Origin of the sequence: Klebsiella sp. GW_Kp182 (assembly GCF_040062275.1) — a bacterium.
GTDB lineage: Bacteria > Pseudomonadota > Gammaproteobacteria > Enterobacterales > Enterobacteriaceae > Klebsiella > Klebsiella michiganensis.
In genome coordinates this window covers 1-21514 of record NZ_JBEAFQ010000007.1, presented here as the reverse complement: position 1 = coordinate 21514, position 21514 = coordinate 1, and the positions used below count along the sequence as shown (strand labels likewise).

Annotated in this window: 18 protein-coding genes and 1 pseudogene; 6 read left to right on the top strand and 13 right to left on the bottom strand. The window is 59.4% G+C overall.

From position 1 onward, the window contains the following. Window positions 1–53 precede the first annotated feature (53 nt). The gene (locus ABLU88_RS08585) at window positions 54–1022 is read right to left on the bottom strand and encodes an ABC transporter substrate-binding protein (RefSeq protein WP_200913541.1); all 969 of its coding nucleotides are present in this window, start codon (window positions 1020–1022) and stop codon (window positions 54–56) included. Next, on the bottom strand, window positions 1019–1723 hold the full coding sequence (locus ABLU88_RS08580) for an ABC transporter ATP-binding protein (protein WP_160740895.1): 705 nt from the start codon (window positions 1721–1723) through the stop codon (window positions 1019–1021). Before ABLU88_RS08580 ends, ABLU88_RS08585 begins: the two co-directional genes overlap by 4 nt. Before the next feature lie 210 nt (window positions 1724–1933). Between ABLU88_RS08580 and ABLU88_RS08575 the strand changes: the two genes are divergently transcribed. Continuing rightward, on the top strand, window positions 1934–2515 hold the full coding sequence (locus tag ABLU88_RS08575) for a flavin reductase family protein (RefSeq protein WP_004850682.1): 582 nt from the start codon (window positions 1934–1936) through the stop codon (window positions 2513–2515). Window positions 2516–2660: 145 nt separating this feature from the next. Here ABLU88_RS08575 and ABLU88_RS08570 read toward each other — a convergent pair whose 3' ends face one another. Then, entirely contained in the window at window positions 2661–3431 is a 771-nt protein-coding gene (locus tag ABLU88_RS08570; protein ID WP_348836310.1) for a helix-turn-helix domain-containing protein, read from the bottom strand. 254 nt (window positions 3432–3685) lie between these two features. Here ABLU88_RS08570 and ABLU88_RS08565 point away from each other — a divergent pair, with 254 nt between their 5' ends. Genes ABLU88_RS08565 through ABLU88_RS08555 form a run of 3 tightly spaced genes read left to right on the top strand, consistent with a single transcriptional unit; the run spans window position 3686 to window position 8315 of the window. Then, the gene (locus tag ABLU88_RS08565; protein WP_154919035.1) at window positions 3686–5257 is read left to right on the top strand and encodes a family 78 glycoside hydrolase catalytic domain; all 1572 of its coding nucleotides are present in this window, start codon (window positions 3686–3688) and stop codon (window positions 5255–5257) included. Window positions 5258–5283: 26 nt separating this feature from the next. After that, window positions 5284–6666, top strand: coding sequence for a glycoside-pentoside-hexuronide (GPH):cation symporter (locus ABLU88_RS08560; protein ID WP_154905563.1), 1383 nt, complete (start codon window positions 5284–5286; stop codon window positions 6664–6666). A 44-nt stretch (window positions 6667–6710) separates the two neighbouring features. Further along, the gene (locus ABLU88_RS08555; RefSeq protein ID WP_048263006.1) at window positions 6711–8315 is read left to right on the top strand and encodes a carbohydrate porin; all 1605 of its coding nucleotides are present in this window, start codon (window positions 6711–6713) and stop codon (window positions 8313–8315) included. Window positions 8316–8558: 243 nt separating this feature from the next. Here the strand turns inward: ABLU88_RS08555 and pptA are convergent, their stop codons facing one another. The 3 genes from pptA to ABLU88_RS08540 form a co-directional block, all read right to left on the bottom strand. Continuing rightward, the gene (gene pptA / locus ABLU88_RS08550; protein ID WP_004850668.1) at window positions 8559–8786 is read right to left on the bottom strand and encodes a tautomerase PptA; all 228 of its coding nucleotides are present in this window, start codon (window positions 8784–8786) and stop codon (window positions 8559–8561) included. A 69-nt stretch (window positions 8787–8855) separates the two neighbouring features. Further along, window positions 8856–9473, bottom strand: a complete 618-nt coding sequence (locus ABLU88_RS08545) for a glutathione S-transferase family protein (protein WP_134898031.1) — start codon at window positions 9471–9473, stop codon at window positions 8856–8858. Window positions 9474–9598: 125 nt separating this feature from the next. Next, window positions 9599–10603 (bottom strand): LacI family DNA-binding transcriptional regulator, encoded by a 1005-nt coding sequence (locus ABLU88_RS08540; RefSeq protein ID WP_029946962.1) that lies wholly within the window; start codon window positions 10601–10603, stop codon window positions 9599–9601. A 304-nt stretch (window positions 10604–10907) separates the two neighbouring features. Here ABLU88_RS08540 and ABLU88_RS08535 point away from each other — a divergent pair, with 304 nt between their 5' ends. Beyond that, complete coding sequence (locus ABLU88_RS08535; RefSeq protein WP_025107872.1) at window positions 10908–12104, top strand: L-talarate/galactarate dehydratase; 1197 nt, start codon at window positions 10908–10910, stop codon at window positions 12102–12104. Between the two features lie 218 nt (window positions 12105–12322). Next, complete coding sequence (locus ABLU88_RS08530) at window positions 12323–13633, top strand: MFS transporter (RefSeq protein ID WP_048263002.1); 1311 nt, start codon at window positions 12323–12325, stop codon at window positions 13631–13633. 65 nt (window positions 13634–13698) lie between these two features. On the opposite strand, the gene ABLU88_RS08525 is transcribed toward ABLU88_RS08530, so the two are convergent. The 7 genes and pseudogenes from ABLU88_RS08525 to ABLU88_RS08495 all read right to left on the bottom strand — a co-directional run bounded on the left by ABLU88_RS08525 (window position 13699) and on the right by ABLU88_RS08495 (window position 21232). Further along, window positions 13699–14592 (bottom strand): ABC transporter substrate-binding protein, encoded by an 894-nt coding sequence (locus ABLU88_RS08525; RefSeq protein ID WP_029946963.1) that lies wholly within the window; start codon window positions 14590–14592, stop codon window positions 13699–13701. Continuing rightward, window positions 14589–15368: an amino acid ABC transporter ATP-binding protein gene (locus ABLU88_RS08520; protein ID WP_014838408.1), complete on the bottom strand. Its 780-nt coding sequence runs from the start codon at window positions 15366–15368 to the stop codon at window positions 14589–14591. Before ABLU88_RS08520 ends, ABLU88_RS08525 begins: the two co-directional genes overlap by 4 nt. Beyond that, window positions 15352–16278 carry an amino acid ABC transporter permease gene (locus ABLU88_RS08515; RefSeq protein ID WP_014229255.1) on the bottom strand — a complete coding sequence of 309 codons (927 nt, stop codon included), beginning with the start codon at window positions 16276–16278 and terminating at the stop codon, window positions 15352–15354. Before ABLU88_RS08515 ends, ABLU88_RS08520 begins: the two co-directional genes overlap by 17 nt. Before the next feature lie 9 nt (window positions 16279–16287). After that, window positions 16288–16797, bottom strand: a complete 510-nt coding sequence (locus tag ABLU88_RS08510) for a GNAT family N-acetyltransferase (protein ID WP_348836423.1) — start codon at window positions 16795–16797, stop codon at window positions 16288–16290. 11 nt (window positions 16798–16808) lie between these two features. After that, window positions 16809–19082, bottom strand: a pseudogene (locus ABLU88_RS08505) (NtaA/DmoA family FMN-dependent monooxygenase). A 30-nt stretch (window positions 19083–19112) separates the two neighbouring features. Then, window positions 19113–20234: an amidohydrolase gene (locus ABLU88_RS08500; protein ID WP_064357553.1), complete on the bottom strand. Its 1122-nt coding sequence runs from the start codon at window positions 20232–20234 to the stop codon at window positions 19113–19115. After that, complete coding sequence (locus ABLU88_RS08495; protein WP_348836308.1) at window positions 20231–21232, bottom strand: LLM class flavin-dependent oxidoreductase; 1002 nt, start codon at window positions 21230–21232, stop codon at window positions 20231–20233. The genes ABLU88_RS08500 and ABLU88_RS08495 overlap by 4 nt, the downstream gene beginning before the upstream one ends. Window positions 21233–21514: the final 282 nt, after the last annotated feature.

The following is a 21514-nucleotide window of genomic DNA, read 5'->3' as shown; positions in this document are numbered from 1 at the left end:
GCCTCCGGGGAATGTGCCCGAGCCAACTTTCGAAGCCCGGGGGAAAAGTCGGTTTACTGGGCGAAAAGCGTATTAAAGCGGGAAAGCACCGCGCTACGTTCGCTATTGCCATCGCCTGCGGTCGGCAGAATTTTCAGCTCGTTGAGCAGCGGGCGCTTCGCCGGAATATCGCTGCGGGCGGGCATAAGCCAGGCGTCGGCGACCAGCGCCTGGCCTTCCGGCGACAGCACATAATCAACGAAGGCTTTTGCGTCGTCAGCATGCTGGCTGGTTTTGAGGATCATCATCGGCCGCGGTGCAATGACCGTGCCGCTGGCCGGGAAAATCACCTTTAGCGATTCGCCCTGATGGATATTGCCGTAAGAGACATAATCAACCGCGCCGAATACCGCCGCTTTCGCCCCCTGCATCACCGGCGTTACCGCCTGGGCGTTCGGCCCGCTGACCACCATGTCATTCTTCTTTAACGCATCAAACAGCGCCCAGGCTTTATCGCCCATGCCATTCTGTAACCCGATCAGCAAATCCAGCGACGCGCCGGAAAGCGCCGGGTCCGGCGTCGTCACTTTGTCTTTGAACGCCGCTTCGGTCAGGTCGCGCCACTCTTTCGGCTCCGGGGTGCCGCTTTTGGTATTCCAGACGATCCCCAGGGCCGAAATACCCTGAGCAACGTAATCGGTGGATTTCAGGTTCGCCGGGACCTTATCGGCATTGGCGCTCTGATACGGCAGCAGCCAGCCGCGGTGATGCAAATCTTCCGCCGTATCCCACGAGGCGGAAATCAGCACATCCGCCTGCGGGTTAGCCTGCTCGGCCTCGAGACGCGCCATCACCTTACCGGTGGTGGCCTGGAAAATATTCACCTTAACGCCGGTTTTCTTCTCATAGCCGCTGGCAAGGTTTTTCGCCAGCGAGCCCGGCCCAGCGGTGTAGACGGTGAGCGCCTGGGCGCTGGAGATCGTGGTGGCGGACAACATCATCGCGAGCGCGGCTCCTTTGGTAACGGTGATAACGGTTTTCATACGGATTCCCCTGAGGTTGAAGTCACGGCGCGGACGGCGGCAATGCAGCCCGCAGATAAATGAATAATCTTGTCGGCCAGCAGTTCGGCTTCGCGACGGTCGTGGGTGACGTAGACGGCAGTGATGCCCAGCTGGCGCAGCAGGCGGCTCATTTCGAGGCACAGCGACTCGCGCAGCTCGCTGTCGAGATTGGAGAGCGGCTCATCGAACAGCAGCACGCGCGGTTCTGCGACGATGGCGCGGGCCAGCGCAACGCGCTGCTGCTGACCGCCGGAAAGACCCGACGGTTTGCGGTCGGCGAAGCCGCTGAGACCGACCATCGCCAGCGCCTCCTCGACCCGTTGCTGTCGCTGCTGACGCCCGACGCCGCGCATACGCAGCGGGAAAGCCACGTTCTGCGCCGCCGTCATGTGCGGCCACAGGGCGTAATCCTGAAAGACCATGCCGAGATCGCGCTGCTCCGGCGGCAAGCCCCAGCCGGTTTTCGCCACCAGGCGATCGCCAAAGTGAATGCTGCCGCTGGCGGGTACGGTTAATCCGGCGAGCAGGCGCAGCAGCGTGCTTTTACCGCAGCCAGAAGGCCCCAGCAGCGCAACAATGCTGCCCGCATCGATATGCAGATCGATCTGATTAAGCACGGTGTGAGCGCCGAAGGCGAAAGAAACGCCGTCGAGTTTAATGCTGGTAAGCGCGCGCATTATCGCCCTCCCGTTGGGAAAGCGAGACTCTGCCCGCGGTCAACATCCGCCGGCGCGCGCTCACCTGAGACAAATTCAGGGGAGCTAACATATTGTTATCCTCTTTGGGACTTAGTGACGCCGACTATAGGGACCCTCGATGACGTATTGATTACATTTTCATTGCGGATTAACGTGTTGTCTGGCATCAGACCCATTTACCAAGGAACGCATATGAGCCGTTTTCGCCACGTGGAACTTCAGTACGCCAGTCGCCTGCTCAACCATGGCCCAACAATTTTGATAACCAGCTATGACGCCCACTCTCAACGCCGCAACGTCATGGCCGCCGCGTGGTCGATGCCGGTGGAGTTCGCTCCGCCGAGGCTGGCCATCGTGGTAGATAAAAGCGCCTGGACGCGGGAAATTATTGAGCGCAACGGCGCATTTGGCATCGTCGTTCCCGGCGTCGAGGCCGCCAGTTGGACCTACGCGGTCGGCAGCATCAGCGGACGCGATGAGGATAAATTTAACGCTTACGGCATCCCGGTCGTGCAAGGTCCGGAGCTGGGCTTGCCGCTGATTGAAGAGAAGTGTCTTGCATGGATGGAGTGCCGACTGCTGCCGGCAACGGCGGCTCAGGAGCAGTACGATACGCTGTTTGGCGAAGTGGTTTCCGCCGCCGCCGATGAGCGCGCGTTCGTCAGCGGACGCTGGCAGTTCGACGACGATAAGATCAATACCCTCCATCATCTCGGCACCGGCAACTTTGTTGCCAGCGGCCGCCACGTCCGCGCCAATACCCCGGAAGAATAGCCCCGCTCGCCTCCGGGGCAATTCTTCACCACCCTGCGCGTCTCTCCCGGGGGCGGCGCACAGCGCCTTGCCCGGGCTACCGGACCGCAGACCGCTGAGGGCGCGTAGCCCGGACAGATGCGCAGCATCGCCTCCGGGAGGTGAACTAGCGCAGCAAACGCCGCCGATCTTCGCTGGGCGTCAGGCCAAAGACCTTTTTATATAAGGTGGTAAAGTGGTTGCTGTTGGCAAAACCGCATAAATAAGCCACTTCGGTAATCGTCATATCGGTCTCGCGTAATTTGACGCGCGCCGAAACTAAGCGCAGACGCTTTAAATAATTATCCGGCGTCAATCCCGTCGCCTCTTTAATATGGCGAAAAGCGGTCCGCGTGGTCAGGTGGAATTTCTCCGCCAGCTGCGGCCAGTTATGTTCTTCAAAACAATGCTCCTGTAGCCAGGTCAGCAATTTATGCAGCTTATATTTGGTGGTGCTATATTCGGCTTCGGTTTCCGCATGCAGAATCGTCGTCACCAGCTGGAAAAAGGCGGCTTCGCGCATGGCAATATTTTGCCCCCGCCGCAGCTCGGCAGAAAATATTTTATCTACCAGTTCCTTGCAGATATGGCGGGTATCCGGCGCCAGCCAGCCGTAGCAGGAAGCCTTTCGTGCGGAGAACGTCTGCAATAAGATGTCGAGAGGCTGTAAATAATGAAATTCTACCAGTGGGTTAATTAATACGTTAATTAACTTAAGCGTTCCCAGCTCATCATAATAGTGAACATCGCCCGGCTGAACGTAAAAAACGTCACCCTGCTGTATATATAATGGCCGGCCATTAATAACGTGTAAGCCGTGTCCTTCTTCAACGATCACCAGTTCAGCAAACTCGTGACTATGTTCATGGCTATTATCTTCCGGATCGCTGGCGTACATTCCCAGCTTATCCTGCGGATGGGTGAAATATTACTCAACGGTTAGCATCATCGATCGGGTCCAAAACGGCATACGGCGCAGGGGCAAGATAATGCATTTAACCGGCCGCCACGAGCAAGATTTATGGAATTGTGATCGGCGACCCGCTCATCTCATTATCAGTGCCATTTTGCCAGATGCATTGGCATTGCCAGAGTGGTTGCCGCGGGCGGCGGCGTCTTATGCTGCGGACAAATCAACACAGAGGACGCAGTATGTCACAGGCAATTCAGCATAATTCTCAGGTCATGATGACCCGCCACCCGAATTTTTTACGTACCGCCGAGGCGCTCCGGCCCGCGCTGAGTCGTCAGGCACACCCGCCGATCGCGGTAGTCGAAGCCCACGCCGACGCCGCGGCGCTCTTCGGCTGGCGCGCCGAGCCGGTGAGCACCCTGGCCGCGCTTTACCAGCGCGAGCTGAGCAGCGGCGATAGCGTCATTATTGATTTTGGCAGCCACTACGTTGGCTACCTGCATTTTCTCTGCCAGAGCGCCGGGAGTCCGCCGGACGCTCCGGCCCATCTGCAGTTGACCTTCGGCGAAACGCTGAGCGAAGTGTGCGAACCGTTCAGCGACTATCAGGGCTGGCTCAGCAGCAGCTGGCTGCAGCAGCAGGATCTGTGGCTTGATGTCCTGCCCGCCGAAATTGACCTGCCGCGCCGCTACTGCTTCCGCTATCTGAAGGTGGAGGTCAAAGCCGTTTCGCGCAAGTTTCGCCTGCAGTTCACCCAGATTGAGGTTAACGCGGTCACCTCGGCCAGCGGCGCATGCCCGGCGGCGACAACCTCCGACCCGCAGCTCCGGACCATCGATAACGTTGCCGTGCTGACCCTGCAAAACTGCATGCAGGAAGTGTTTGAAGATGGCCCCAAACGCGACCGCCGCCTGTGGCTCGGCGATTTACGTCTGCAGGCGCTGGTCAACGATGTCACCTTCGCACGCCACGATCTGGTGCGCCGCTGCCTGTACCTTTTTGCCGGGCATACTCGCGAGGACGGCATGGTATCGGCCAACGTGTTCGTGCAGCCGGATGTCATTGCGGACGATACCTTTCTTTTTGATTATTCATTGTTTTTTGTCGACGTCCTCTACAACTATCTGCAAAGCGCGGAGGATATGGCCACGGCCCGCGAGCTGTGGCCCACGGCGCGTCGTCAGGTAGAACTGGCGCTGACCCGCTGCGACGCCTCCGGCGTTGTGCGCGATAGCGACGACTGGTGGGTGTTTATCGACTGGCAGGCGTCGCTGAATAAACAGGCGGCGGCGCAGGGGGTACTGATTTACTGCCTGCAGCGCGCCGTCTGGCTGGCGGAGCGTTTCGAACCTGAGCTGGCCGCAAGCTATCGCCAGCGTTTACAGCAGCTCAAAGCGGCGGCCCTCGATGCGTTATGGGACCCGCAGCAGGGCTTTTACGTCAGCGGCGCCCGGCGGCAGGTCTCCTGGGCATCGCAAATCTGGCTGGTGCTGGCGGAAGTCGGCACGCCGCAGCAGCGCCGGGAGATCATGCGCAACCTGGAGAAAAATCCCCCCGCTGTCGCCATGAATACACCCTACCTGCGTCATCACTATATCGCCGCCCTTCTGCAGTGCGGGCTGCGCGACGAGGCAATTGCGCAGATCAAAGCCTACTGGGGAGCCATGGTCGACTACGGCGCCGATACCTTCTGGGAAATCTTCGACCCGGCGCATCCTGATTTTTCCCCTTATGGCAGCAAACTGATAAACAGTTATTGCCATGCGTGGAGCTGCACCCCGGCCTGGTTTATTCGCCAGTACGGACTTTAACAACAACGATAAGCGAGTGTATTTTTATGGCAGAAACAACCTTTACCCTGTGGCGGCAGCGCCTTGGCTATGGCATCGCCGACCTCTCCTGCAACCTCGTGTGGCAGATGATCTCTCTTTATCTGATGTTCTTTTACACCGACGTGATGGGCCTGCCCGCCTATTACGTTGGCCTGATGTTTCTCGTGACGCGTCTGGTGGATGGCGTTGCCGACGTGCTGATGGGGCTGGTTATCGACAATACCGCCACCCGCTGGGGACGCTGTCGTCCGTATCTGCTTATTGGCGCGATCCCCTTCGGATTGCTGTGTATTCTGGCCTTCTACGTGCCGGATTTCGGCACCACCGGTAAGCTGATCTACGCTTTTGTCACCTATCTGTGCCTGTCGTTTCTCTATACCATCGTCAACATTCCGTTCTGCGCCATGCTGCCGTTTCTGACGAACGACTCGCGGGAACGCACCACGCTGTCGGCGGTGCGTATTCTGCTCGGTTCGCTCGGCGCGACCATCGTCGCGGTCGCCACTCTGCCGCTGGTTGGCGCGCTGGGGAAAGGCAATCAGCAGCACGGCTTCTTCTACACGGCGGTGGTTTTCGGCGTTATTGCCACCTTCTTCCTGCTGGTGAGCTTCCGGAACGTTAAGGAAAATATCAGCATTACGCAGGAGCGCATGACCTTAAAACGCGCCTGGGTCAGCCTGCGCGCCAACCGGCCGTGGTTCGTCTTCGCCATCAATATTTTCCTGATGTGGGGCGCGTTTTTCTTCCAGACCGGGGCGCTGGTCTACTTTTTCCATTATTACGTCGGCAATAACGATCTCACGGCGATCGTCGCCGGGATCTCTACCTTCGTGCCTCTGCTGGGTACCCTCACCGTGCCGCTGCTCGCCAGCCGGATGAAAAAGCGCCACGTTTATCTGGTCGCCAGCGCGATCAACCTGGTCGGCATGGGCATGATGATGGCGGCAGGCGTTAACAGCTGGGGCCTGGTTGCCGGTGCGGTGGTGCTATCGCTTGGCGCCGGACAGCGCACGGCAATTTACTTCTCCATGCAGGCCGATCCGGTGGATTACGGGGTGTGGAAAACCGGCATCAATACCGCCGGCATCTTAACCTCTATCAACGGCTTTCTTGGCAAAGTGGCTATGGCGGGCGCGGGCGCTATTACCGGGGTACTGCTCTCATACGGCGGCTATATCGCCAATCAGGCCCAAAGCGACGGCGCGATGCTGGCGATAAAAGCCTGCTACCTCTATATCCCGGCGCTGCTGATTGTCGCCTCAATGCTGTGGATTGGCCGCTTCTATCGCCTCGACGACCAGTATGAACAGATCCGCGCCGACCTTGATGCCGGACGCCGCGCGCCGTCGGACTCGTCGTCAGTCGCCGGAGAAAACCACGCCCTGTAAGGCGCAGCACACCCTTCATACCTCTGAAAAAAATAAGGATTAATATGCGTATCTCTTTGATTAGCGCGGCGGTTTGCTGCGCCCTTTTTTCGGCTTACGGCGCAAATGCGGCTCCGCTCACCGTCGAACAACGGCTGGCGCTGCTGGAGGCCCGGCTTAATCATGCGGAGCAGGAGGCCGGAGAGGCTAAACGTCGGGCGCAGCAGGCGGAGCTGCGCACCAGCGCGGCAGAACAGCGTGCGGCGGCGGCGGAAAAACAGGTGCAGACGTTAAGCCAGCGCACCGATGCCACGGAGCAAAAGCAGCAGGCTGCCGACAAACAGCTGGCGAAAACCCGCCTTACCGACGGCTTTGAATTTAACGCCTACGCCCGCTCCGGAATGCTGGTCAACAGCCACGGCAAAGGCGCGCGCGGCGGCCCGGGGATCTCGCCGGCCAGTTCGCTCAACGGTGACGCCCACGTTGGCCGTCTCGGTAATGAGAAAGATAACTACGTGGAGCTCAGCTTCGGCAAAAAAATGACCTTCAGCGACGGGTCGTGGGCGCACTTTAAAACCATGCTTGCCGACGGCGCGACCAACCCGGATCCGTGGGTGCAGGATAACGACAGCCACCATCTGAACGTGCGCCAGCTGTACGTCGAGATGGGTAATTTCGCCGATTTTTCCGGGCCGTTCAGGAGCGCCTCCATCTGGGCGGGCAAGCGTTTCGACCGCGATAACTTCGATATCCACTTTACCGATAGCGATATTATGTTCCTCGGCGGTACAGGCGGCGGGATCAATGACGTCAACTGGAACAGTACGCTGCGCGGCGATTACTCGGTCTATGCGCGCAGCTTTGGCGATCTGGGCAGCGATAACTATCAGGATAACGATATACAAAACCTGATGTTTACCGCCAACCACTTCTGGAACAACTGGCAGCTGATGACCACGGCGATGACCGCCCAGGGTAACGATGACCTGAAAGATACGACGTCGACGACCGGCAGCTACGCCCTGCGCAGCGATAATACGGCGAAAAACGGCTACTACGCGATGCTGGCGTATCACGACAAGCAGCGGTTTTATGGCCTGGCGCCGGGCGTATCGGAGAGCGCCCTGCAGTACGGCGGCGGGCTGGGCGCCGAAGCGCGGCAGCCGGGCAGCGACGGCGATCTTACCGAAAACGCCAAATCTCTGCGCTTTGCGTCATACGGTATTTTGCCGCTGGGGAAAAACTGGCAGCTTGCGCCATCGGTTATCGCCCAGCATAGCGAAGACCGCTATCGCGACGGGGACCGCTACGATTGGGCAACCTTCAACCTGCGGGTTTCCCAGGGGATCACCCGCAACTTCGCCCTGCTGTACGAGGCGTCCTGGCAATATATGGACCTGAATCCCAACGGCCGAACCTATCGCTACGACAGCGGCGTGCATCAATACCAGGCGGTGAGCGGCGATTTTTACAAGCTGACCTTCGCCCCGACGTTTAAAGTGGGCGATGTATTGGATATTAAAGCGCGGCCGGAGATACGTTTCTTTGTTACGTGGATGAACTGGGATAAAGATCTGGATCGCTACGCGATCAACGATGATTTCGGCAGTAAAGGCTTTACCGCCGGGGGGAACTGGAACTTCGGCGTGCAGACGGAGATTTGGTTTTAATACAGCAGCCCACGCGCTTCTTCCCGGGGGCGGCGCAGAGCGCCTTGCCCGGGCTACCGGGCCGCAAACCGCCGGGAACGCGTAGCCAGGACAGATGCGCAGCATCGCCTCCGGGAAATTCTGCCACTCCGCGCTCTCTCCCGGGGGCGGCGCAGAGCGCCTGCCCGGGCTACCGGACTGCAAACCGCCGGGAACGCGTAGCCCGGACAGATGCGCAGCATCGCCTCCGGGAAAGAAACCGGGTTACATGCTATAGCCCGGTTTCTTAATCAACTGTTCCATCTGCGGGGCGATTTCGCTGTCCCACACCTGCTGCCAGTCGCTCGGCTCAACCTGCTTCAGGGCCACGCTCACTGAACTCTCTTTGCTGTTGAGGTGGCGAATCAACACCTCGGTAATATCGGCGGCCAGCGCCGCTTTTTGTTCATCATTCAGGTCGCGGGGAAAACATTTAATATCAACGTGCGGCATAGCAGGCTCCTTTATTGTCTGGACGATAAAACTAGCATAACCCGCGTCATCCGGATCGCTTTTTGTGCTTTAAATCAGCTCGTTGCGGCGCAGAACGGCTTCGAGTTTGGGATGGCGATACACCGCATCCGCCACGGCGAAGAATTTTGGCGTCTGCGCCGCAAACCACTCCCGGCGCGGGCCCCAGGCGCACATCGCCGCAATATAGCAGTCCAGCAGGGTTATCTCCGCCCCCAGCGCATACGGCGCGGCGGCAAGCTGCTCCTCCAGCCACAGATAGAGCGATTTGCGATAGCTGATGCAGCTTTCCCGCAGCTGTTCTGGCGCATCGGCGGCCCAGCGCTCCGGGTAATCCGCAAAGGTAAAGGTGGGATAGACGTTCGCCACCAGCCAGATGAGCAGACGCTGAAAGGCATGCCGCTGCGGCGATCCCGGCGCCGGAGCCAGATCCGGTCGAACGTCGAGGATCATCAGGGCAATCGCCGCGGATTCGGTCATCACGCTGCCGTCTGCAAGCGTCAGGGTCGGCACCTGACACAGCGGGTTTATCTTTTTGAGGCGGTCGCGCTGCGGGCCCGGCTGGTCAAAGCCCTCAACGTTAACAAAATGATACGGGATATCGGCCAGCGTCAGCATCAGTTCGCTAATTGTTGAGCCCCAGCCGGGTACGCCATAGACGGTGATCATATTCTGCGCCCTCGATGAATTTGCCGCTCAGGAACAGAGCGGCGACGGGTTTAGCAATTTTGCAGTATAGATTTGATTACGCCATGCCGCTATTGAGGCCCCCTCGCACATGCGAAACGGCAGAGCTACGCCGACTCTCGCGCCACCAGGTGAAAGCCGATATCAATAATCGCTTCCCCTTCTTCTCCGCCTTCTATGCGGTCGGCAAGCAGCGTGGCCGCCTGCTCGCCGATGGCATGACGGTCGACGCTGACGGTGGTGATGGCCGGACGGTTGCTGGCGGCGAAGTCCAGATCGCCAAAACCGATCACCGCCAGATCCTGCGGCACGCGCAGCCCCCGGCTTTCGGCTTCCATAATCGCCCCCTGGGCAAGGGTATCGGAGCTGCAGACGATAACGTCAAACTCGCCGCCGGCGAGCAGCTCGGCCAGCCCGCGACGCCCCAGCGCCAGCGATGCCGGAAGCGGCACCTCGACCTGCGGCGCATCGTCAATGCCGTTTTTGGCCAGCCGGGCGCGGAGCCCCTGCTTTCGCAACGTCGCGCGCGCATCGCCGGCCCACAGCAGACCCGGGCGGCGGTAGCCTTTCTCCAGCAGGTACTCGCCAATGGTTTCGCCGACTTTTTCATGCGAAAAACCGACCAGCATATCCAGTGGCGTCGGGGTGAGATCCCAGATTTCCACCACCGGCGTGGCGGCGTTGAGGATCGTCTTCTTCAACGCCGGGGCGTGCTGAATGCCGGTCAATACCACGCCATCCGGACGCCGGGAGAGTAAGGTTGCTACCAGCTCGGCTTCGGTCTGTCGGCTGTAGCCAGCCACGCACAGCAGCATATGGTAGCCGCGCGCCGCCAGGGTATCGCTCAGCGCCTGGATGGTATCGACAAACATATTGTTATTGATTTGCGGCACCACCACGGCCACCAGCTTGCTGCGCCTGGAGGCCAGGCCGCCGGCCAGCGCGTTAGGGATATAGCCCGTTGCCTGCACCGCCTGCATCACTTTCTCGACCGTTTTTGGCCTCACCAGCTGCGGCGTATTCAGCGCCCGGCTGACCGTCATCGACGACAATCCGGCGCTACGGGCTACGTCATCCAGCGTCGGCGCGCGCGTCGGTTTTCTGCTTTTCACGACTAAGCCCCTGTGTTGAGTCGTTTTCTGTGGGCATTATTGATGATGGCCCGCGCAATTGCCAGCGCTCACCTCGACATCCTCAATAGAATCAAATACCTGAAACACAAAATGTTATCGCTATCATTTTGATTTGTGATTTTTCACAAACATTTTTGGATCGTGACCTGAGCTGCATAATTTTACCCTTTATAACCGCTAATTGTGATCGTTTGTACAAATTAAAATCACTGTCGTAGCGCCAGGACAATTTCACGATTAAAAATGTTAGCGCAAACATTTTACCACTGAAAAGGAACTGACTATGACCTCGAGCGCTAATTCCGAGTCCGTGACCTACGCCAAAGCTTCCGGCGTCAAAACCGCCGCTGAAACCGGCGACCGCATTGAACACGTCAAACTGTCGCTGGCCTTTCTGCCGCTGGCGACCCCCGTTAGCGATGCAAAGGTTCTGACCGGTCGGCAAAAACCGCTTACCGAAGTAGCGATCGTTATCGCGGAAATCCGCTCCCGGGACGGCTTTGAAGGCGTTGGCTTCAGCTATTCCAAGCGTGCGGGCGGCCAGGGCATTTACGCCCACGCCAAAGAGATCGCCGATAATCTGCTCGGCGAAGATCCGAACGATATCGACAAGATCTACACCAAACTGCTGTGGGCCGGCGCATCCGTTGGCCGCAGCGGTATGGCGGTACAGGCCATCTCCCCTCTTGATATTGCGCTGTGGGATATGAAAGCCAAACGCGCCGGACTACCGCTGGCGAAACTGCTCGGCGCGCACCGCGATTCCGTTCAGTGCTACAACACCTCCGGCGGCTTCCTGCATACGCCGCTGGATCAGGTGTTAAAAAACGTGGCTATCTCCCGTGAGAACGGAATTGGCGGGATTAAGCTGAAGGTCGGTCAGCCGAATACCGCCGAAGATATTCGTCGCCTGACGGCGGTGCGTGAGGTGCTGGGCGATGACTTCCCGCTGATGGTGGACGCCAACCAGCAGTGGGATCGCGAAACCGCCATCCGCATGGGGCGCAAAATGGAGCAGTTCAATCTGATCTGGATTGAAGAGCCCCTCGACGCCTACGATGTTGAAGGCCACGCGCAGCTCGCCGCCGCGCTGGATACGCCGATTGCCACCGGCGAGATGCTGACCAGCTTCCGCGAACATGAGCAGCTTATCCTCGGCAACGCCAGCGACTTTGTCCAGCCGGATGCGCCGCGCGTCGGCGGGATCTCCCCGTTCCTGAAGATTATGGATCTGGCGGCGAAGCACGGTCGCAAGCTGGCCCCGCACTTTGCGATGGAGGTACACCTGCATCTCGCCGCCGCCTACCCGCTCGAGCCGTGGCTGGAGCACTTCGAGTGGCTGAACCCGCTGTTTAACGAACAGCTGGAGCTGCGCGACGGGCGGATGTGGGTTTCCGAACGCCACGGTCTGGGCTTTACCCTGAGCGAACAGGCCCGCCGCTGGACCCAGCAAAGCTGCGAGTTTGGTAAACGCCCTTAACCGAATTCCCCGGATGGCGGCACAAGGGCTAAAGGCTCCGTAGCCCGGGCAAGGCGCGTCAAGCGCCGCCCCCGGGAGAATATCGCGTTTTCCCGGAGGCGATGCGGCGCATCTGTCCGGGCTACCGGTCCGCAGATGACTGAAAACCTGTAGCCCTGCCGGGGAAATACCACTTATTGACTGTACCCACAATAAACAACCCTGCAAAGGAGTTGAAGATGACTACCCCCTTAAAACGCAGCAACGTGCGTTACGGCATATTACTGTTTTTATTTCTGGCTACCGTATTTAATTATGCCGACCGGGCAACGCTGTCCGTCGTCGCGCCTATTATGAGCAAAGAGCTAGGCTTTGATCCCGAGGCGATGGGGCTGGCCTTTTCAGTTTTTGGTATCTCCTACGTCATTATGCAAATACCCGGCGGCTGGCTGCTGGATAAATATGGTTCGCGGCTGGTCTACGGCTGCGCGCTGATTGGCTGGTCGATCGTCACCATGTTTCAGGGAACGATCTATCTGTTCGCCAGCCCATTGATCGTACTGGTGATTCTGCGCCTGATGATGGGCGCGATTGAAGCCCCCGCCTTCCCCGCTAACAGCCGTCTCAGCGTACAGTGGTTTCCCAATAAAGAGCGCGGATTCGTCACCTCGGTCTATCAGGCCGCGCAGTATATTTCCCTGGGAATTATTACGCCGCTAATGACGATTATTCTGCATAATTTAAGCTGGCACTACGTATTTTATTATATTGGCGCTATCGGCGTGGTGCTGGGAATATTCTGGCTGGTAAAAGTAAGAGATCCCTCTCATCATCCAAAAATTAACCAACAGGAGCTCGACTATATTCGCGAAGGCGGCGGCGAGCCGGAATTAGGGACGAAAAAAACGCAGCAGAAATTAACCCTCGCGCAGATTAAAAGCGTCTGCGTTAATCGCATGATGATCGGCGTGTATATCGGCCAGTTCTGCGTAACGTCCATTACCTGGTTCTTCCTGACGTGGTTTCCCACCTATCTCTACCAGGCCAAAGGTATGTCGATCCTCAAGGTCGGTTTTGTCGCCAGTATCCCGGCCATTGCCGGATTTATCGGCGGACTGCTCGGTGGGGTATTCTCAGACTGGCTGCTCAAACGCGGCTACAGCCTGACGACCGCCCGCAAGCTGCCGGTGATCTGCGGCATGCTGCTCTCCTGCGTGATTGTCGTCGCCAACTACACCACCTCGGAAGTGGTGGTGATCGCCGCCATGAGCCTGGCCTTCTTTGCTAAAGGTTTCGGTAACCTCGGCTGGTGCGTGCTGAGCGACACCTCGCCGAAGGAAATGCTGGGAATTGCCGGCGGGGTGTTCAACATGTGCGGCAACCTGGCGAGTATTATCACGCCGCTGGTTATCGGCGTGATCCTCGCTAATACCCACTCCTTTGATTACGCCATCCTGTACGTCGGTTCCATGGGCGTGCTGGGCCTGTTCTCCTATCTGTTTATCGTCGGGCCGCTGGATCGTTTGACGCTGACCCCGCGCGCCGCCTGATTTAAAACCCTGGCGAGCATTCGCCTCCGCTGTTTCGCATCACACTCCTGCGAAACAGCGGTTTTTTAGTAGGTTATCCCCGGCGGATTCACTTCCGATTGCGTCACCTCTTCGCCCTGCTCTCCCCAGCGCGCCAGCACTTTCTGATACTCGCCGCGAGCAATCGCGCCGTTCAGCGCCGCCTGCAGCGCCGGAGCCAGGCCGTTGCCCTTTTTGGTCGTGGTGGCAACGTACGCTTTTTTCGGCCCCAGGCCGACGACTTTGGTTTTGCCGCTGAGCGCCGCTTTATAGGCCGCCACCGACTGCGGCCCAAAGAACACGTCCGCGCGACCGGACTGAATATAGAGGTTACCCGAGGCGTCATCGGTCAGGTAGACCGGCAGCGCGGGTTGCCGCCCGGCGGCTTCGTTTTCGGCGTTCCAGCCGAGCAAAATCCGCTCCTGGTTAGTCCCGGACCCGACGATCACTTTTTTACCCGCGAGATCCGCCGGACCGCTCACGCGGGCGATATCGCTGGTTGATTTCACGGAAAAGGCCAGAGAGTCAACGCGATAGGTGGCAAAATCAAACTTCTCTTTCCGCTGCTCGGTCACCGCAATATTGACCAGCGCGACGTCGTAGCGTCCGGAAGTAATCCCCAGCGGCCAGTCCTCCCAGGCGGTGGGCACCAGCTTTAGCTTCAGCCCGAGGCTGCCGGCCAGCAGCCGGGCAATATCCGGGTCGCTGCCGATACGCGTGCGGTTATCGCTGGCCAACAGCGCCAGCGGCGGCGAATTGAGCGCCGAAATCGCCACCGTTAAGGTACCCGGCTCGACGAAGGCGTAATTTGCCGGGATCTTCGCGATCGCCTGCTCATCGCGGGTCACCGGCAGCGGCTGCTCGTTGGCGCGCAGGTCGATAGCCGCCTGCGATGCCGCAGATAAAGAGAGTAGTGTCAGGGCCAAAAGTCCGTTTCTCATGCCGCTAATACCCTCGATAAGAACTGCCGCGTACGCGGATGCTGCGGTTGGTTCAGCACGGCGTCGCTGCTGCCCTGCTCGACTATCTTGCCGTCGACCATAAACACCACCCGGTCCGCCACCTCTTTCGCAAAACCGATTTCATGGGTGACCACCACCAGCGTGGTGCCGGAGCGCGCCAGCTTTTTAATCACGTCCAGCACTTCCCCCACCAGCTCAGGGTCGAGCGCGGAGGTCGGTTCATCGAACAGCATTACCCGCGGGTTAAGCGCCAGCGCCCGGGCAATAGCGATGCGCTGCTGCTGGCCGCCGGACAGGTGCCGCGACCAGGCCTCGGCTTTATTGCGCAGTCCGACCACGTCCAGCAGTTCATACGCCCGCGCGATCGCCTCTTTGCGGGTCGCCTGCTTATGGGCGATGGGGGCTTCAATCAGATTTTCCAGCACCGTCAGATGCGGGAACAGGTTGAAGTTCTGAAATACGTAGCCGACGTTAACCCGCTGGCGGAGGATCTCTTTCTCTTTCAGCTCGTAGAGCTTGTCGCCTTTACGGCGATAGCCGATATAGTCGCCATCGATCTGAATAAAGCCTTCATCCACGCGCTCCAGATGATTAATCGCCCGCAGCAGCGTCGATTTTCCCGAACCGGACGGCCCGAGGATCACCGTCACCGTGCCGGGTTCGATTTCCAGCGATACGTCATCAAGCGCTTTATGGCGGCCAAAATATTTGCTGACGCCGGTGATGGAGATATGGCCGTTACGAGAGTTGGGCATGGGCGGACTCCTGGGGTTGTGGGCGACGAATGGACTCAACGCGGCGGCTGCTGCGGGCGCTATTGACCGCCGAGCGGCGTTCGCTGCGGGCCAGTCCGCGCTCGACCAGATACTGGATCAGCGACAGCACGCTGGTGATCGCCAGATACCATGCGGCGCCGACCATCAGCAGCGGGATCACTTCCTGGGTGCGGTTATAGATCATCTGGATGGTGTAAAACAGCTCCGGCATCGCCAGCACGTAAACCATCGCCGTCCCCTTGGCGAGGCTGATAATTTCGTTAAAGCCCGCCGGTAAAATGGTGCGCAGCGCCTGCGGCAGAATAATGCGCAGGGTCCGACGGCTGGCCGGAAGCCCCAGCGCCGCCGCCGCTTCATACTGCCCGTGATCGACCCCGAGAAAGCCGCCGCGGATAATTTCGGCGGTGTAGGCGCTTTGCACCAGGGTCAGGCCGACAACGGCGGTAGAAAACTGCCCCAGTACGTTGATGGTCTCAAAGCTGGCCCAGCGAATCGCGGTGAACGGAATGCCTATCGCTAGCGTGTCGTAAAGATAGGAGAAGTTGTAGAGAATAATCAGCACCACGATCAGCGGCAGCGAGCGGAACAGCCAGATATAGCCCCAGGCCAGGCTGCTCAGCAGCCATGAACTGGAGAGCCGGGCCAGCGCCAGCAGGCCGCCGAGAATAACGCTCAGCGCCGTCGCCAGCAGGGTCAGCAGCAGCGTCTGCCCGAGACCTTCAAGGATCACCGGGTCAAAGAACCAGCGGGCAAAGACGCGCCACTCCCAGCGCGGGTTAAAGGCGACCGATTGAATCACCACCGCCAGCACCAGCAGCGCCAGCAGCGCGCCTACCGCCCGCAGCGGATAGCGCGCGGGGACAACCTTAATCGTTTCCTGGGTATGCATATTGGCTCCTTAAGCGCTCTGGCTCAGCGCGCTGACCGCCAGCGCTTTCGTAAAGCGCAGTCGACCATCGAACGGCGGCAGGCTGTACTCTTCCGGATCGCGGCTGAGGTCAAACTGCGCCTCGTAGCCCTGGCTCAGGTAGAGCCGCACCGCTTCCGGCTGCCGAAAACCGGTGGTCAGATAGATATGGCTGTAGCCTGCGAGCAGCGCCCGTCGCTCCAGCTCCTGCACCACTTTCGCCGCCAGCCCCTGCTGGCGCAGACGACGATGGGTCCAGATACGTTTGATTTCTGCCGTATGGGCATCTTTCGGTTTGTACGCGCCGGTGGCGATAATGTCCCCTTCGCGCTCCAGCACGATAAACAGCCCCTGCGGCGCCAGATACCATTCAGTCAGCTCGATTTCGGCATCGCGGGAGAAATAGTCGCCGTAGCGTGCGGCGTACTCGCCGAACAGGCCCTCAATAATCGGCTGCAGCTCCGGCGCTTCCGGGGAGACATCGCGGAATAGATCGCTCATCATGCCTCCTGTTAGTCGCCGAGTCCGGCCGGGTTGATTTCCGATTGCGGAATGCTCTCCACGCCTTCCCCCCAGCGGTTCAGCACCTTCGCGTAGTCGCCGCTGCGGATTGCGCCGTTCAGCGCCGTCTGTACCGGTTCTACCAGACCGCTGCCTTTTTTCACCGTCACGGCAATATGCGCCGCCTTCGGCCAGCCGCCGTCAACGCTGCCTACCAGCTTGGTTTTGCCGGTCAGCGCCGCTTTCCACGCGCCGATCACGTTGGGACCGAAGAAGGCGTCGGCGCGCCCGGACTGCAGCGCCAGGGTCTGGGCGGCGTCGTCTTTGGTGTAGACCGGCGTAAACGGCTTCAGCCCCTTCTTGAGATTCTCGGCGTTCCACGCCAGCAAAATGGCTTCCTGATTGGTGCCGGAGCCGACGATAATCCGCAGCCCGGCAATATCTTCCGCTTTTTCAATTTTGCTCAGCGGACTGGTGCTCTTGACGTAAAAACCCAGCGAATCTTTGCGGTAGGTGGCGAAATCAAACTTCTCTTTGCGCTCTTTGGTCACGGTGATATTGCTGACCGCCGCATCATATTTGCCGGAAGCGACGCCGAGCGGCCAGTCCTCCCACGAGGTGGGTACCACATTCAGCTCCAGCCCGAGGCTGTCGGCCACCAGGCGGGCGATATCCACCTCGCTGCCGAGCAGGGTTTTGTTATCGTCAGAAAACACGGTCAGCGGCGGTGAGTTCAGCGCGGCGACCGCGACCGTCAGCTTACCCGGCACCGCCAGGTGGAGACCTTTCGGCAGCTGCGCGATAGCCTGCGGGTTTTTCGCCGTATGAATCGGCGTTTTGTTGGCTTCGAGGCTCACGCCGGTGCCGTTGATCGTGACGTTCTGCGCCCAGGATGACGCGCTAACGGCCAGCGCCAGCGCCAGTAATAGCGATTTTTTCTGCGTTTTCTGCATAGCGGGTGTTCTCTATTATTGTTTTTGGAATTGATTCACGGGCTCTGCCAGCCCTAAGCTTTCGCGCAGCGTGGTGCCGGGATATTCCCGGCGGAATAGTCCGCGCTGCTGAAGAATCGGTACCACCTGATCCACAAAGCGCGGGAAGGTATCCGGCGTACCGCCCTGGATAATAAAACCGTCCGTCGCGCGCTGTTCAAACCACTGCTGCAGACCATCCGCCACCTCTTCAGCGGTTCCGGCAAAGCGCGGTCGCGGGCTGGCCGCCTCCAGCGCCACCTGGCGCAGCGTCAGGCCGCGTTCGCGGGCATTGCGTTTTATCTCGTCGGTGGTGCTGCGAAAGCTGTTCTGCCCGAGGTCGCCGATATCCGGGAACGCCTCATCCAGCGGATACTGAGCAAAGTCGTGATGTTCAAAATAGCGGCCGAGATAATTCAGCGCGTCTTCAATCGACACCAGCGCAGCGGTGGTCTGGTATTGCTGCTCCACATCGTCGGCGCTGTCGCCAACGATGACGCTGACGCCCTGGAAGATATGCAGTTCGCTCTCCCGGCGGCCGTGCGCTGCAAGCTGGCTTTTGACGTCGCGATAAAAGGCCTGCGCCTCCGCCAGCGACTCCTGATGGGTAAAAATAGCGTCTGCGTGGCTGGCGGCTAACTTTTTACCGTCATCGGAGGCGCCCGCCTGAAAGATAATGGGCCGGCCCTGCGGCGTGCGGGCAATATTTAGCGGACCGGCTACTTTAAAGAAATCGCCGTGATGATTAAGCGTGTGCAGCTTGTTTTTATCAAAGAACTGGCCGCTCTCTTTATTACGAATAAACGCGTCCTGCTCCCAGGAGTCCCACAGGCCTTTGACAACCTGCAGATATTCATCGGCAATACGGTAGCGCAGCGCATGATCGGGATGCTGGGCGCGGGAGAAGTTTTTTGCTGAACCTTCCAGCGGCGAGGTGACCACGTTCCAGCCCGCGCGGCCGCCGCTCAGATGATCGAGGCTGGCGAACTGGCGGGCGGTGGTAAAGGGTTCGCTGTAGGAGGTCGACAGGGTACCGACCAGGCCTAAACGCGAAGTTACCGCCGCAAGGGTGGATAATACGGTGAGCGGTTCAAAACGATTTAAAAAATGCGGGATCGATTTTTCATTAATATATAAGCCATCGGCAACAAAAATAAAATCGAGCTTGCCCTCTTCCGCTTTTAACGCCGTCTGCTTGACGAACTCAAAGTTAATACTGGCGTCGGCCAGCGCGGCCGGATGACGCCAGGCCGACATATTTCCCGATGCGCCGTGTAATATGGTACCAATGCGCAGCTGCCGTTGTTCAGACATCGTTAATCCTTAGTCAATGACCCTGAATAATTAAAGTGCTTGTAATGCCTGCTCTGCCAGATCGGCAAAGTAGTGCGCCGCCGGGGCGATTAAACGCTCATCCGGGTTAAACGCCGGATGGTGAAGACCAAATTCGCTGGCGCTGCCGATGCTGACGAACGCGCCGGGAATATGCTGAAGATAAACGGCAAAATCCTCCCCGCCGAGATGGAGATCCGCATGGTGCGTGCGGTAGCCGGACTTATCGGCCACGTCGCTGGCGAAAGCGGCCCAGCGCTCATCATTAACCAGCGCGGTCGGCCCGGCGTACCAGAAGACATCGATCTGCGCGCCAAAGGCGCTGGCGAAGCCGGCGGCAATCTCGCTTACCCGCGCTTTCACCCGCTGCTGGACTGCGCTGCTGTGGGTGCGCAGCGTACCTTCCAGCTCGACGCTTTCCGGCAGGACGTTCCAGGTATTGCCGCCCTGAATCCGCGTGACGCTAAGCACCACGGAATCGAGGGTATTCACTTCGCGGCTGGCGACGCTTTGCAGCAGGGTCACCAGCTGGCTGGCCAGCAGAATGGCGTCCTTCCCTTCATGAGGCCGGGCGGCGTGAGCGCCTTTGCCGGTCACCTTAAATACAAAGCGATCGACGTTGGCGTAAAACGCGCCGCCTCGGGTGGCGAATTCGCCCACCGGCAGACCCGGTTCATTATGCATACCGAAAATGGCGGAAACGCCCTCCAGCACGCCGGCGCGAATCAGGGTTTTCGCGCCGCCGAAGCTCTCCTCCGCCGGCTGGAACAGAATACGGACGCGTCCCGCCAGCTGCGCTTCGCGTTGTTTCAGCAGTAAGGCCGCGCCAAGGATCACGCTGGTATGAATATCATGCCCGCAGGCGTGCATCACGCCGGCATTCAGCGAGCGAAACGGCACGCTGGCCGCCTCTTCGATAGGCAGCGCATCGATATCGGCACGCAGGGCTATCACCTTATCGCCGCTGCCCACTTCGGCAACCGCGCCGGTTTTCAGTTCATAAGGCAGCAGGCTGATGCCGCCGCTCTGCAGCCAGTCGCGAATACGTGCGGTGGTGTCGACCTCCTGCAGCGAGAGCTCCGGGTACTGGTGCAGTTCGCGCCGCCAGCGAATTAACTGTTCGGAAAGGCTCATGGCTGCACCTCCGCGCTCAAATGCGCCCGGGCCAGCAGGCGCAGGGAGTTAAGGCGCGCCGCGCCATCGTTAATGGGCGTGTCGATAATAAATTCGTCGATGTTCCAGCCCGACTGCAGGGCATCCAGCTGCGCTTTCACCTGTTCCGGGGTGCCGAACAGCACCGCCGATTCCCGCCGGGCGATGCGCATCGGCCTGCTGCCCGCCTGACGGGCAAAGGCGGCCGCCTGCGCTTCGCTGCCGACGGTGACCCGCTGGCCGTTTTCCAGCTCAACGCCCCACGTTTCGACGGATTTTGCCAGCTCCGCCGCCGTCGCGTCCTCTTCGGCCACGATGACCTGGACGGCAATAATCGCGTCTCGACGGCTCAGTTCACGCCAGCGGGTTAACACCTCGCGCAGCAGCTGCTTATCGCCGTTGAGATGGGCGGCGAAGACGAAGTTCCAGTCCAGCTGCGCCGCCAGCTGCGCGCTCTCCAGGCTGGCGCCGAGCAGAAAGCCGTCGGCGCGACGCGGCGGGATCGGCGTTGCGCGGACGCTCTCCTCACCGTCGGTTTCGGTCAGCGACAGCCAGTTGTCGAGCTGCGCCAGCTGGTCGGCAAAACGCCCCTTTTGCTGGGGGTCAAGCCCCTGCTGTAACGCGCGAGTGGAGAGCGGCAGTCCGCCAGGGGCTTTGCCCACGCCCAGATCCACGCGGCCCGGAGCGAGGGAAGCCAGCATATTGAAGTTTTCCGCCACTTTATACGGGCTGTAGTGCTGCAGCATGACGCCGCCGGAGCCAACGCGAATCCTGCGGGTCTGGCCAAGGATCCAGGCAATGGCCAGCTCTGGCGACGGACTGGCGAGCTGGTCAGTATTGTGGTGTTCGGCTATCCAGAAGCGATGATAGCCCCAGGCTTCCGCCTGTTGCGCAAGCGTTAATGTACGCGCCAGCGCCTGGGCAGCCGTTTCTCCGGCTGCCAGCGGGCTTTTATCCAGGATACTGATTCGATAAGACATTTCGCAGGCTCATGTGGATTAACATGTCTGCATTATTAGAAGCGCCCGCGGCTGGTGAGAAACAATTTATTTACATGTGCTCTGCCGGAAATTAGATATGCGGTGAGGTAACTGCCCCGGAGGCGATGCTGCGCATCTGTCCGGGCTACGCGTCCTCAGCAATCTGTGGGCCTGTAGCCCGGGCAGGAGCTGTGCAAGCCGGGAAGAAGCCGCAGCAATGCCAAGTTACGGCATATTCCCCGGGTTGCGGCGTAAACGCCTTACCCGGGCTACGGGTTACCA